The 13,371-nt window shown below is 57.5% G+C and carries 9 protein-coding genes; 3 read left to right on the plus strand and 6 right to left on the minus strand.

Features of this window, described 5'->3' with window-relative positions; all coding sequences use genetic code 11:
- From JJD66_RS14950 to JJD66_RS14960, 3 genes are all read left to right on the plus strand, one after another.
- Window positions 1–1,694, plus strand: a 1,694-nt coding sequence (locus tag JJD66_RS14950; RefSeq protein ID WP_325167107.1) for an RHS repeat-associated core domain-containing protein, incomplete at its 5' end; no start/stop codon positions are given.
- Window positions 1,695–1,970: 276 nt separating this feature from the next.
- The gene (locus tag JJD66_RS14955) at window positions 1,971–4,505 is read left to right on the plus strand and encodes an RHS repeat domain-containing protein (RefSeq protein WP_325167108.1); all 2,535 of its coding nucleotides are present in this window, start codon (window positions 1,971–1,973) and stop codon (window positions 4,503–4,505) included.
- Between the two features lie 445 nt (window positions 4,506–4,950).
- Window positions 4,951–5,415: a hypothetical protein gene (locus JJD66_RS14960; RefSeq protein ID WP_105225823.1), complete on the plus strand. Its 465-nt coding sequence runs from the start codon at window positions 4,951–4,953 to the stop codon at window positions 5,413–5,415.
- A gap of 128 nt (window positions 5,416–5,543) precedes the next feature.
- On the opposite strand, the gene JJD66_RS14965 is transcribed toward JJD66_RS14960, so the two are convergent.
- The 6 genes from JJD66_RS14965 to JJD66_RS14990 form a co-directional block, all read right to left on the minus strand.
- Entirely contained in the window at window positions 5,544–6,995 is a 1,452-nt protein-coding gene (locus tag JJD66_RS14965; protein WP_105225824.1) for a mannose-1-phosphate guanylyltransferase/mannose-6-phosphate isomerase, read from the minus strand.
- Window positions 6,996–7,182: 187 nt separating this feature from the next.
- Window positions 7,183–7,839 carry an alginate O-acetyltransferase AlgF gene (locus tag JJD66_RS14970; protein WP_032893493.1) on the minus strand — a complete coding sequence of 219 codons (657 nt, stop codon included), beginning with the start codon at window positions 7,837–7,839 and terminating at the stop codon, window positions 7,183–7,185.
- Window positions 7,840–7,856: 17 nt separating this feature from the next.
- Window positions 7,857–9,029, minus strand: coding sequence for an alginate O-acetyltransferase (locus JJD66_RS14975; protein WP_198714908.1), 1,173 nt, complete (start codon window positions 9,027–9,029; stop codon window positions 7,857–7,859).
- An 11-nt stretch (window positions 9,030–9,040) separates the two neighbouring features.
- Window positions 9,041–10,573 carry an MBOAT family O-acyltransferase gene (locus JJD66_RS14980; RefSeq protein ID WP_105225826.1) on the minus strand — a complete coding sequence of 511 codons (1,533 nt, stop codon included), beginning with the start codon at window positions 10,571–10,573 and terminating at the stop codon, window positions 9,041–9,043.
- 228 nt (window positions 10,574–10,801) lie between these two features.
- A complete protein-coding gene (locus JJD66_RS14985) occupies window positions 10,802–11,911 on the minus strand; it encodes a mannuronate-specific alginate lyase (protein ID WP_054898941.1) in 1,110 nt (369 codons plus the stop codon).
- A gap of 8 nt (window positions 11,912–11,919) precedes the next feature.
- Window positions 11,920–13,368: an alginate O-acetyltransferase gene (locus JJD66_RS14990; RefSeq protein WP_060763580.1), complete on the minus strand. Its 1,449-nt coding sequence runs from the start codon at window positions 13,366–13,368 to the stop codon at window positions 11,920–11,922.
- Between the last annotated feature and the right edge of the window lie 3 nt (window positions 13,369–13,371).

Consider the following 13,371-nt stretch of genomic DNA (forward strand, 5'->3'; position numbering starts at 1 on the left):
CCGTGGCTAACTATCGTCAAACCTATCGCTACGACGCTGGCGGCAATTTGCTCGAGCTGATCCACCACGGCCCACAGCAACATGGGCGTGTGTTGACGGCGGCCAAGCACAGTAATCGCTGCCTGCCCGAGGTGGGCGGGAGGCCACCGACCGAAGCGGAGATCTCCGAAGGCTTCGATGCCAGCGGCAACCTGTTGATGTTGGACCGGGGCCGAAAACTGAGTTGGGATGTACGTAATCAACTGAGCCACGTGCATACCGTAGAGCGAACGTTGTGCCTGGATGACACCGAGCGCTACGTCTACGGTGCCGACGGCATGCGTCAGCGCAAGGTGCGCACGACGCAAACCAACGCCCGCACGGTGATCAGCGAGACGTGCTATTTACCCGGTCTGGAAACCCGCACGATTGATGACGAAAAACTGTATGTCGTCACTGTTCAGGCCGGCCGCACCACGGTGCAGGTGTTGCACTGGGAGGGCGCGGTGCCGCGTCAACTGGCCAATGATCAATACCGCTACAACCTGAACGATCATTTGGGGTCCTGCTCGCTGGAGCTGGACAGTGAAGCGCGGATCATCAGCCGCGAGACTTATCATCCGTTTGGCAGTACGGCGTTCACTGAGAGGGGAGACTCGAGCGAGCAGAGTTATCGCACGTTGCGTTATTCGGGTAAGGAGCGGGATGCGACCGGCCTTTATTATTACGGTCTGCGCTATTACATGCCCAGGTTTCAGCGCTGGATTAACCCGGACCCCGTGGGTGTCAGTGATGGTTTAAATGTATTCGCCTTTCTAGGCGGTAATCCCATTGGTTATCGAGACGCTGTGGGTGAGAAACGCGAGCCGGTGAATAAAGATATCCACTTGATATGGGTGGGCGAGTCAGCGGAAGCGTTGGCGGCGCATGTCAGCAATATTAATAATACTGTTGAGCAGGCGAGCGGGTATAAAGTTCATCTTTATCTTGAGTCAGGTAACGAGGATGCATTTGCGAATGTCCTACAGGATCTTAAAGTTCATAATGTTGTCTATTTGAGAGAGGAGAAACTCTTCAGGAAATTCAAAAAAAGTCCAGTGGGGGCTATTTATAAAGACTTCAGGTCGGGAGATCCAAAAAACTTTGCGTTTGCGGTGGATACGCTACGGCCCTATTTGGTTCGCAAGAAAGGAGGGCTCTACTCCGATGTCGATGACCAGTATCTCGGTGCTGAGAGTGAAGGGCACGAGCGCCTGGGCGATACGACGCTTTATGCAAGACCCGACGAAATAATCACAAACTCACCTGTTTGGGTGCCTTGGGAAAATAGGGGCTCCAGAAATGCGGTGCTGATAAACAATAGCTCGTTTGCCGCGCATGCTGGAAACAAAACACTGAAGCATATCGAGAAAGAAATGGTCGTGCGTTATAAAGAAGTTGTTAAGTCTGAAGAGTATACGGATAGTCACGGTCGCATCGGAGCCGGGATACTCGAGTTGGAAACACCTGAGCGAATAAAGTTGATGAGTTCGATGGTGGGTCCAAAGGTGTTTAGCTCGATCATAAGAGAATATGATAGTGAGGCCAATGATATCGTTCGTCAGGCTATATTGGTCGAGTCGGGAGGCGACGTTCAGGGCTTTAATGATCGTAGAAATGAAAAGATGCCGCTTAGACGCTTCATTAAGGTAGGTAGTGCAAACTCTTGGAAATAAAATCCCCATGAGCGCTATTAACCACGAACTTCGAACGGAGATGGCCGGTGTGAAATGAATTTTATGTCGGCAATCCTCAAGTAGAGAGACTCAGCCATGCTCAGCTTGAATAGCCATACCCCCACATTGACTGTTACCGATCCGAGAAGTCTACCCGTTCGCTCGGTGAAGTATTTACGATCGACTGCCGGCCAAGCGGCACAGGCACACATCGACCGCACTGCGCATGACGCGGTAGGCAGAGCGACAGCGCGCTGGGACCCGCGTCTGCAGTCGGTGCAAAAAGACGACCCGCAGGTGCCTGCCAACCTGAATATCCTTCACTCGCTTGGCGGCCAAGTATTGTTGATTCAAAGCGTCGATGCGGGTTGGGATGTTCAACTGTTCGGTGAGGCTGGGCAGGGTGTGCAGTTCTGGAATGGGCGCGGTAGTCAACGCCGCGTAGTATTCGATGCGCTACTGCGACCTGTGGCGATTATTGAAAATTCAGCCTGCACCGAGCGCTTTGCATACGGGATGGCTGAGCCGACTGCGGCTGAACGTAATCAATGTGGGCGGGTGGTGCGCCAAGATGACCCGGCCGGTACTCGTCATTTCGACTACTACGGGGTAGCTGGCGAGCCGATAGCGCAAACCCAGCGTTATCTGCAAAGCCTGGATATGCCTGATTGGCCACTGCCCCTTGATGAGAGAGATGATTTGCTTGAACAAGCAGCCGGTGCTCGCAGCGCTTTGCTGCTCAACCCGTTGGGCGATGTGCTGGAGCAAACCGATGCGCGGGGCAATCGGCAGCGTTTCACTCACACCATCGACGGCCGATTGCGCGAGGCCTGGCTGCAGCTGAAAAACGCGACCGCCCCGCAGCGGCTGGTACATGACATTCACTACAACGCTCAAGGACAGATAGAACAGCAAACGGCAGGCAACCAGGTCACCAGTCGGTTTGATTACTGCCCGAAAGACGGGCGATTGAACCGTCTGAGCGCTGCCGGGCCTAGCGACGAACCGCTACAGGATTTGCACTACGTCTATGACCCGGTGGGCAATATCCTTAGCCTTGAAGACAAGGCACTGCCGGTGCGCTTCTTTGCCAACCAACGCATCGAGCCGATCAACCGCTATACCTACGACAGTCTTTACCAGTTGATCGAAGCCACCGGCTGGGAGGCCGGCAGCGCTAATCGCGGGCCTGCTCATCTCGAGGATCCGGCTGCCGTGGCTAACTATCGTCAAACCTATCGCTACGACGCTGGCGGCAATTTGCTCGAGCTGATCCACCACGGCCCACAGCAACATGGGCGTGTGTTGACGGCGGCCAAGCACAGTAATCGCTGCCTGCCTGAGGTGGAGGGGAGACCACCGACCGAAGCGGAGATCTCCGAAGGCTTCGATGCCAACGGCAACCTGTTGGTGTTGGATCGGGGCCGCACACTCAATTGGGATGTACGTAATCAACTGAGCCACGTGCATACCGTAGAGCGAACGTTGTGCCTGGATGACACCGAGCGCTATGTCTACGGTGCCGACGGCATGCGCCAGCGCAAGGTGCGCACGACGCAAACCAACGCCCGCACCTTGGTCAGTGAGACCCGATATCTACCAGGGCTGGAAACGCGCGATGGGGATGGCGAGAAACTGCACGTCGTCACCGTCCAGGCCGGCCGCACCACGGTGCAGGTGTTGCATTGGGAAGGCGCGGCGCCGCAGCAACTGGCGAATGATCAATACCGTTACACCCTTAGCGATCATCTGGGCTCTTGTTCGCTGGAACTGGACAGTGAAGCGCGGATCATCAGTCGCGAGACGTATCATCCGTTTGGTACGACGGCCTTCACGCAGAAGGGTGATTCGAGCGAAGAGAGTTATCGCACGTTGCGTTATTCGGGCAAGGAGCGGGATGCGACGGGGCTTTATTACTATGGGTTCAGGTACTACGTGCCGTGGTTACAGCGATGGAGTAATCCCGACCCTGCAGGTGAAGTGGATGGGCTTAATCGCTATGAGATGGTGCGCAATAACCCAGTGACGTTCACAGATATCCTTGGGCTTTCACCCACCGTGTGGTTTACCTATGTTGATGGTCAAGAGCGGGCGTTAAGTGATAATGAACTGAGAGCTGCGTTTAGCGATGGGACACCTAAGATCATATTCTCGGGGGATGGCCACGCCAGTCCCTCATTTGCTTACGCCTCGGATATACCTGATGTAATGGCTGCAAACAGAATCGGTGCGCTAAGTTTGTATGTGGAAGCCACTCCAACTGACGCAGCCATTAAGGTTGAAAAATTCATTCCTGAATTTATCGACAAAAATAAAAGCGCGGTGATTGGGTGGGAACCAGAAGAACTCTCGACTTCGATGCTAGAGCTCTTTATCATCGCGATGGATCATTCTGAGTCGAGTGTAATCTCGTCGGGCGCGGTTTTGGATGATGTCGAGATGCTTGGAGCGAAAGTTACCAGCCAGTTATTTATGCAGGCTGAAGAGTTAGCCAAGGAGTTTTCATTGGTTATTTCAGACTTTACAAAGCCGGAAGGTTATCCCGAGAGTACCGTTGAGCGATTAAGAACTATCACCTCGTCGGTTTGGAGGGATGAATTCATTAACCCGTATCTGGCGGAAAAAGTCGGGGTTGAGGCGAGTGTAAATAAAGACCGTACATTTATGGTTTCAGTAGGGTTTGCCCATCTGGATGTTCGCTACAATCCGGTTCAGCAGATATTGAACGAAATAAGAGAGACTCATGGCTTTCAACAACGAATCTTTTTTAATCGATCCAACAACCCTATAGTAGTTAAAGCAGAGCAATAATTTTTTAATCAATAAAGGGTGTTTGCACTCAGTAAAAGCGTTCCCGCCACTAGCGATGGATCAGTGGTGTGCTGTCTGCCGACATCATGAGCCCACAAAGTTTTTCCGTAATCTATGGGGGTCGTCAAGCTGTGAAAAGGGCTGCCGAAGAAGACTGAACAGGCACCGCAAAGCCCAAATAAAAAGCCCCCACCCAACCCACTCATAGCTGACATGGATCTTCTGAAAAAGAAGGGATCCTATGAATCTCTGAGGCCGTCAAACCTCATCACGAATGCGTCATGGTAGGCGCAAGGATCGGCAAGATGAGGGCAAGGGTCAACGTAGGTCATTGCACCCGACGATGTGGGAACCGGTTTGAATAACTTGCCACACAGTTTGCGCAAGGAGGCTTGGTTGATCAACGACGGAACCCAACGTTGCACTTATACAATGTGAGTTTTTTATGAATATTTCAGACGCCGCTGTAAGCCTGTCCACCCCTCTCAGCGTGTCCGCACCAGCGGAGGCCTCCAGCCAGGCAGGACACGTGCAAGCGAGTGCCGCCCCCCTCGAATCGCGCTCGGGGCCGCGTATGCAAAGTATGGGGCTTACGAGCTTGCGGCAAACTGTGCTGCAAGGCCTCGGCGATACAATTCGTTCGCATGTTTTGCCATCCTCAGTACTTCATAGCACCGACAGTTCGAAAGACAAAGCCTATGGGGCCGCGTTGACGTTCGTTGGCGGGATGGCGAAGGTGGCCGGCAAGAAGATGGCAAGCTCAGGTGGCCTTTCCTCGAAAGTCGCAGGTTCGGCGCTGATGTGGGGGGGTAAAGCGGCGGAGAAAATCGGCAAGAACACGTATAAAAATGCTGAACCCAAGGAGGACGGCAATTACAACGCGTTTGCACCGCGTAACTGGGTTCGTTAAAAACAGGCCTGACACCCTGCGAGGGGCTGTCTGTCTGTTTTGATGGTCATTGAACCGAAAAGCCCCCACCCAACCCACTGCGGATAGGGGACGCAATGGGCTGGGCGAGGGCTTCTTGTACGACTGTTTTACTGCGCGATAGTTTTCACCGATACGCCACGCTCAATCGGCGTCGAGCGGCCGTAGATATCTTCGAAGCGTTCGATGTCGTCCTCGCCCAGGTAACTGCCCGATTGCACTTCGATGATCTCCAACGGGATCTTGCCCGGGTTGCGCAGGCGGTGCACCGAGGCGATCGGGATGTAGGTGGACTGGTTTTCGCAGAGCAGGAACACGTTGTCGTCACAGGTGACTTCGGCGGTGCCGCTGACCACGATCCAGTGTTCGGCGCGGTGGTGGTGCATCTGCAGCGACAGGCACGCGCCCGGCTTGACCGAGATGTGCTTGACCTGGAAGCGTCCGCCCATGTCCACCGAGTCATAAGAGCCCCAAGGACGGTAGACTTCGCAGTGGTTCTGGGTTTCGCTGCGGCCTTGTTCGTTGAGGGTGTTGACCATCTGCTTGACGCCCTGGACCTTGTCCTTGTGGGCAATCATCATCGCGTCCTTGGTTTCCACCACCACGATGTTGTCCAGGCCGATCACCGACACCAGCTTGCCGTTGCCATGCACCATGCAGTTGCGGCTGTCCTGGATCACTACATCGCCTTTGCTCACGTTACCGTTGGCGTCTTTATCGTTGACCGCCCACAGCGAAGCCCAGCAGCCCACGTCGCTCCAACCGGCTGCCAGCGGGACTACGCAGGCGCGCTGGGTTTTTTCCATCACGGCGTAGTCGATGGAGTTGTCCGGGCAGCACGCGAACGTGGAGTCGTCAAAGGTCACGGTGTCGGCGGTCTGCTCGCTGCGTTCCAGGGTCAGCACGCAGGTGTCGTAGATATCCGGGTCGTGCTTTTTCAGCTCTTCGAGGAAGCGGCTGGCGCGGAACAGGAACATGCCGCTGTTCCAGAAGTAGCCACCGCTTTTGACGAACTCGATTGCACGTTTTTCATCGGGTTTCTCCACGAACTGCTGCACGCGGCTCACGCCTTCAGGCAGCAGCGAGTCGTTGGTGGACTTGATGTAGCCGTAGCCGGTTTCCGGCCGGGTGGCCGGCACGCCGAACAGCACCATCTCGCCACGCTCAGCGGCCACGGTGGCCAGGGCCAGTGCGCGTTGCAGGGCTTTCTGGTCGTCGATCACGTGGTCGGCGGGCAGTACCAGCATCAGCTCGTCACGGCCTTCGTTGACCAGCATCATTGCGGTCAGGGCCACGGCCGGCGCAGTGTTGCGGCCGAAAGGTTCCATCAGGATGCGCTGGCACTCGAGCTTGCGTGCGCTCAGTTGCTCATTGACGATGAAACGGTGGTCTTTGTTGCAGACCACGATGGGGGCGTCCATGCCTTCGAACACCAGGCGCTCCAGGGTTTGCTGGAACAAGGTGTGCTCGCCAGTCAGGGCCAGGAACTGCTTGGGGAACTGTTTACGGGAAAGCGGCCAAAGACGTGAGCCGCTACCACCGGAAAGGATTACTGGGATCATGGGTGTTTCTCCTTGAATCAGTTTGGGTCAGAGCTACGAAGGTTTGTCGTTTCACTCTTGTTTTTGTCTCGGTCCTGAGCTGAAACCCGTTCAGTGTGGGAGCTGGCTTGCCTGCGATGGCGCCTTCAAGACCGCCATCGCAGGCAAGCCAGCTCCCACAAGGGGGCGTGTCAACTCAGGGAAATAATCAGCGGGTCGATACCGGGCGTTTCACCCACACTGGCGACAGGCTTGAACCTGAGCCGGTGACATACAGCACCGCCGCTTCACCGCGTTCCAACGCAACCGGCTTCACATCGCCGACTTTCTTGTCACCGTCATACAACGCCAGGCTCACTTTCACCGGGTTGATCTCACGTTCGCCACGGCCCTTGGCAGCCACCGACTTGACCACATCGGTCTTGCCATCGGCGGTTTTCAGGGTCAGGGCCTTGTCGCTGAGGTTCTGCACGCGCACCAGGGATTTCTGCTTGTTCTTGAACGGGGGCTCTTCAATCAACTGCGGCTGGCCGCTGCCACTGTTGACCAGGGTGTAGTAGTGGTCGGCAGCCAGCTTGACCGGCAGGGTCTGGCTGCCGACCTTGGCGCTGTAGTCACCGCCCGGCATGAAGCTGAAGTCGCTGCTGGCCAGTGGCGCAACGTCGCTGAGGTTGGTGCTGCCGACGGTGGCGCTGACTTCTTGGTTGCTGGCGTTGTAGATACGTACAAAGCTGGAGCCTTTTGGTGCGGTCGGGCCGTACAGGGCGGCATCACCGGCAGCGAAGGCCGACAGGGATACGAAGCTCAAGCCCGCTGCGATAGCCAGGGTTTTAGCGAGACGACGAGGAGTAGTAGTGAAAGTCATTGTGAGTTACCTCTCTTTCAGTTTTGCGCCCGGTCGGGCGTCTCGGATTTAGATGTGTTGATTGCCATGTTCTGTTGGCGCGAACCGGCTTGTTTAAGCTGCGCAACCCAGGCTGGGTCGGCATCACCGATTTCGTTGTTGACGGGCAGATAGCGTTCGGGGAATTCCCAGATCAGCACCTGGGGCGGGCTGTTCTTGAAGTCATCACTTTTGAGGTAGCTGAGCATCGGCAGGATCGGGCCATGGCCGTCTTCGGCGTAGCTAACCACGTCGCTGTGCAAGGCTTGCTTGAGCGCACCGACGAAGTTCCAGTTGGGGTTGGCGCTGTAGCTGGTGCCGACCAGTGCCACCGGGGTTTCGCTGTCGCTGAACAGCGCGTCATCACCTTTCTCTTCGGCCAGGTGGGTGACGCGTTTTTCCAGCGGCTCTTTAGGTGGCATCAGGTTTTCGAACAGCGGGTCCAGGGGCAGGAACAAACGCAGGTCGCCTTTATGCGGCTCGGTTTTCTCGGCCTCGGTGACAAAGCGCTGCGGCTCGCCGCTCAGTGGGGTCTTGTCGGCAATCGCCTTGGCCAATTGCTTGGCAGCAATTTCTGCACCGTCCGGGGTCCAGTGGGTATCGGTACGCAGGAACACTTGCTTGCCGGCGAGCTTGGCCTGTTGCAGCGGGCCGAGCAGGTCTGGCGCCGGGATGTTGTCTGCCGCCACGCGGGCGTGGAAGTCCTGGTACAGGTTGGCGTGCACGCTGGCCGGTTTCACTTCACCCAGATGCTCCGGATACAGGCGCACCTTGGCCGGCACGATCGCCATCACCAGTTGGATGCCCTGGGCCTTGAGCTTCTGGCGTACGCCTTCGACCAGCGCGTAGTTGCCTTGCAGGTTCTGGTCTTCGTTGACGGCGGGGTTGAATTCCTCGTCGCTGTACAACCAGTGATCACGGCCCAGCACCACGCCAGGGCGGCCTTCATTGAACAGCTTGTAGTCCAGCGCTGCCCACAGGTTGGTGCCCAGGCGCTTGATCGGGAACTCGTCGTCGTAGTGAGTCTCGACGGCTTTGGTCCAGCGACCGTTAAGCACCGTGGCATCGGCGTTGGTGCTGAAGCCGAAGAAACTGCGCAGCGACCAGGCGCCCAGTGCCAGCAACAGCACCAGGAACAGGCTTATGTAGAGGACGCGTAATGAACGGGTCATGGTCGGCTCCCTCAGAATTGGAAGTAAAGGAACGGCGAGAAACTCTGCGCCGACAGTTTCAGGATCGACGCCACGAACAGCAGTAGCACCGCAGCGCGCATGGCGTAGCGTGGCCAGTCAGCGGTCCAGTAAGCCGGTTGCACGGCAGCGTCACGGCCCACGCTGAAACCGGGCTCGTGGATGCTGCCAGGGTTATCGCCGGGTACGGCCTTGATCAGGCTCGGGTCGGCTGGCTTGGACTTGTCGGCAGGGCGGTTGGTGTAGAAGTCGCGCAGACCGAAAAACGCCAGCGTTGCGTAGGCCACCACCAGGGTTGCCACTTGCAGGCCGGTAAGGTTGGCGCGGTTGAGTTCCGACAGTGACCACTCGCTGAAGCTGAACATCGCACCGTACATACGCCCGGCAACGTGCAGGTTTTCGGCGCGGAAAATCACCCAGCCCATTACCACCAGCAGGAAGGTAAAGGCCCAGCGCAGCACATTGAAACTGCGCGGCGCGGTGTTCAGGCCGATGGCTTTTTCAATCGCCAGCCACATGCCGTGCCAGGCGCCCCACACGATGTAGGTGATGTTGGCGCCGTGCCACAGGCCACCGAGCAGCATGGTAAGGAACAGGTTGCGGTAAGTCGTCAGGGTGCCTTTGCGGTTGCCGCCCAGGGTGATGTACAGGTAGTCACGCAGCCAGGTGGACAGGCTGATGTGCCAGCGCCGCCAGAACTCGGTGATCGACTGACTGATGTAGGGCTGCTTGAAGTTTTCCATGAAGCGGAAACCCATCATCAAGCCCAAGCCAATGGCCATGTCGCTGTAGCCGGAGAAGTCGAAGTACAACTGCGCGGTGTAGGCCAGCGCGCCGAGCCAGGCATCGCCTGTGGTGGGGTTTTGCAGGGCGAAGCAATGGTCGGCCACCACCGCCAGGGTGTCGGCAATAAAGACCTTCTTGATGAAACCCTGCATGAACCGCGTGCAGCCCTCGGAGAATTTATCCAGGGTGTGGGTGCGGTTGTTGAACTGGTCGGCCAGGTCGCGAAAGCGCAGCACGGGACCGGCGATCAGGTGCGGGAAGATCGCCACGAACGCTGCGAAGTCGATGAGGTTGCGGGTCGCCGGGGTGTCTCCACGGTACACGTCGATGATGTAGCTGATGGACTCGAAGATGTAGAACGAGATCCCGATCGGCAACAACACGTGGGTGAGGATGAACGGCTCCAGGCCCGCGGACTTCATCATCACATTGATGCTGTCGACGCCGAAGTTGGCGTACTTGAAATAGCCGAGGATGCACAGGTCGACCGCCACCCCGAGCAACAGCCAGCGCTGCGCCGGCTTGGTGCGCACACCGGCGGCACCGACCTTGAGGCCGATCCAGTAGTTCCACAGCGTGACGGCCGCGAACAGCGCCAGGAAGTCCACTCGCCACCAGGCGTAGAACACGTAGCTGGCAATCAGCAGCAGCAGATTGCGATAGCGTTGCCCGCTCAAATAGTACAAGCCGAGGAAGATCGGCAAGAACAGAAACAGGAACACATTGGACGAGAAAACCATCCCGATCTCTCCATGTTTAACCAACAGTCAAGGGCCAGAGCCCCCCCAAACCCCCCCACGATTTCGGGGGAGGCTGTATTGCAATTTCACTGAAGGAACCGGGTTAACGGTGGGAGCTGGCTTGCCTGCGATGGCGGTGTTTCAGTCGACATCAATGTTGAATGTCAGGCCCCTATCGCAGGCAAGCCAGCTCCCACAGTTGGACCGAGTCCAACCGGGAGCTATGTATCAGCTGCCTTTGTTGCCTTTTTCATGCGCCGGGTCGTAGACCTTGGTCAGGTCTCCGCCCAGGCGGAAGGTCTTGAACGGTTGCATGCCATGCTTGCGTTCGATCACATCCGGGGCGCAGGTGTAGAGGGTGCAGAAGGGCTCAAGCCAGGCAAATTTCATGTCTTCCTTGAGGTCCTTCATGTCCTGCTCTTTGCCGTTCTTCTGCTCGAAGATGTCCGGGTCTTTCACCCCCGCCAGCACCTTGTCGCCCAGGCGCTTGAGCGCGCTGTTGTTTTCCTGGCGCAGGTCCACGCCGTTGACCAGGGCAAAGCTGGCGATCATCGACAGCGGCGGCAGCGCGTAGTTGTGGTACGACAGGGCGCGTTGCTGGCGCTTCAATTCGTTCGGCAAGAAACCCTGGTCATCGACCTGGTTCACGCCGACCTTGTATTCCTTCACCGCCCAGTCAAACAGGTCGCGGCGGTTGGTAGCGATGGATGTTGCCATCACCGACCAGGCTGCCCAGTAGGAGTGGTTGTTGGTTTTTTCCAGGGGCAGGTTGTCCCAGTCGCTCACCACCTGGTCGGCCAGCTTGTTGAACCAGGCTTCGATTTGCTGGGCTTCCTGCGGGTGCTTGGCCAGCGGCTGCGACTCGGAGAACTTCAAGCGCACATAGGCCGAGGCCATGCTGCCCAATGCCCATTTGCGCATGGATTTGCCGGTGTGGTTGAAGTCCTTGGACATCAACGCATCCGCCTTGGCCCATGACACCAGCCAGTTGAGCGTGCATTCGAGCTGCTGCGGGCGACCGTCACGCATGAACTGCATCACGCGCTTGCTGGTGTCTTTTTCCAGCTTGGTGATGTCGGCGGTGCTGTCGCGAAAGGCTTTTTCCGACTGCACATTCAGGGTCGAACGGGCCTTGTCGGAGCCTTCGTACTTGCTGCGAAACTGCAATGGCCCGGTGTAGGGCGTTGGCATGCTGTCGCAATCATTCTTGAAGTCGCCGGTCTTGAACGCTTCGATCGGTGCGAAATAGCCCTGAGGCGGGCGCAACGGCGCGGCCGCATTCACGGAGCCGGCAAACACGGCCAGGCCCAGCAGGGTAGGGAGCAATAACTTTTGCATAAGTAACCTCACTTCCCGAGTTGGGCGGTCTGCTGACCACCGCTTGGGAATACGTTGCGTGTGCAAATTTTCGCTTCAACCTTCTGCGCCGCAGCGCCCGCTTCGGGGCCCTGCACTTCCACGGCCAGCAAGTTCTGCGAGGCCCAGTCTTCATCGGTGCGCAGTTCAAAGGCGAAACGCCCGTCTGTATCGGATGTCTCGGGTTTCTCGATCTTGATGTCCTCGTGGCGCCCGTTCATGTACCAGAGGGTGGCTTGCAAGGTTTTCACCGACGGATCGGCGAAGCGGATATCGACCTGATGGTTGGCGTTGCGCAGGTCTTTGTTCGCGCTGTTGACCATCAGTTCGTTTTTGCCCGGTTTGAGCGTGGTGCTGGCCGACATCTGCGCGGTCTTGCCTTCGCAGCCGTTGTCCAGCAGCGCCATCATCTGGCGGTAGATGGTTTCCTGGTCGAGACGGTACAGCGGCGAGAATTCCCAGATCAGGATCTTCGGTGGGGTCTTCTGGAACTCGTCGCTGCCCAGGTACTGCAGCATCGAACCTTCCAGGCCACCGCCGGGGAAGGCGACGTTGAGGATGTCGGCACCGATTTCTTCTTCGAGGAAACCGGCGAAGTTGTAGTTCTTGCCGCTGTGGCTGGTGCCCACCAGGGTGATCTGCGGGTTGCCCGAATCGCCGAACAGGTCGCCGTCACCGGCTTCGCCCTTGGGCTCGGTGGTGAACTGGTCCATGTACTGGATCGCATAGCTGGTGCCGCACAGTTGCCCGGCCATGTTGTGCAGGGTGCCGGTCTTGCCCATGCGGCCCGAGCGCTTGGTCTCGAATTCACGCTTGGGAATCTCGGCATATTCCGGCATCTGCTTGACCTTGGCGGCGACGATTTTCGCGGTGCGCTGGGCGCCGTATGGGGTCCAGTGCTGGTCGCCACGGAAGTAGAAATCGTGGGCCGGTAACTCATCCGGCAACTGCTCGTTGGTCAGCGGCGACAGGTCTGGTACCACGTAGCCCATCTTGGCGAAACGACCGAGCATGGTCTTGTAGTTGGTCAGGGCCTTGTCGAAATCGTACTTGGCCTTTTCCTCGGGGTTGAGCTTGTTGCGGTTCACCAGGCCACGGGTTGGCTGGTAGACCACCACCAGTTCCACGCCCTTGCTCTTGAACGCATCGTGCAACTGCTGCATGCGCTTGTAGCCGGCCGGGGTGGTGTCGAACTCGGTGCGCAGGTCTTCCTGGGTACGGAACAGCCAGTCGCCCTGGGCTTGCACCAGGGTGGTGAAGTTCTGCTGGTAGCGCGTGGTGTAGTTCTTCGCGTCATGGGCGGCCGGGCACAGGCTGCAGCACGGTTCGGCGGTGAAGGTAGGCGCTTTGACTTCATCGGCGCGTACGCCCTGGCTGGCCGCCAGCAGGCCGAGGGTCAGACCCGAGAGGCTCAGCAGTTTGATCATGTGTGGGTGCATAAG

It is taken from the genome of Pseudomonas sp. MF6751 (assembly GCF_016613265.1).
GTDB classification, from domain to species: Bacteria; Pseudomonadota; Gammaproteobacteria; order Pseudomonadales; family Pseudomonadaceae; genus Aquipseudomonas; species Aquipseudomonas fluorescens_BV.

Bases quoted from the DNA above. Each gene is read 5' to 3' on its own strand.
- JJD66_RS14985 (WP_054898941.1), bottom strand. From the start codon at position 11,911: ATGCAAAAGTTATTGCTCCCTACCCTGCTGGGCCTGGCCGTGTTTGCC.
- JJD66_RS14965 (WP_105225824.1), bottom strand. From the start codon at position 6,995: ATGATCCCAGTAATCCTTTCCGGTGGTAGCGGCTCACGTCTTTGGCCG.
- JJD66_RS14975 (WP_198714908.1), bottom strand. From the start codon at position 9,029: ATGACCCGTTCATTACGCGTCCTCTACATAAGCCTGTTCCTGGTGCTG.
- JJD66_RS14980 (WP_105225826.1), bottom strand. From the start codon at position 10,573: ATGGTTTTCTCGTCCAATGTGTTCCTGTTTCTGTTCTTGCCGATCTTC.
- JJD66_RS14990 (WP_060763580.1), bottom strand. From the start codon at position 13,368: ATGCACCCACACATGATCAAACTGCTGAGCCTCTCGGGTCTGACCCTC.
- JJD66_RS14970 (WP_032893493.1), bottom strand. From the start codon at position 7,839: ATGACTTTCACTACTACTCCTCGTCGTCTCGCTAAAACCCTGGCTATC.
- JJD66_RS14960 (WP_105225823.1), top strand. From the start codon at position 4,951: ATGAATATTTCAGACGCCGCTGTAAGCCTGTCCACCCCTCTCAGCGTG.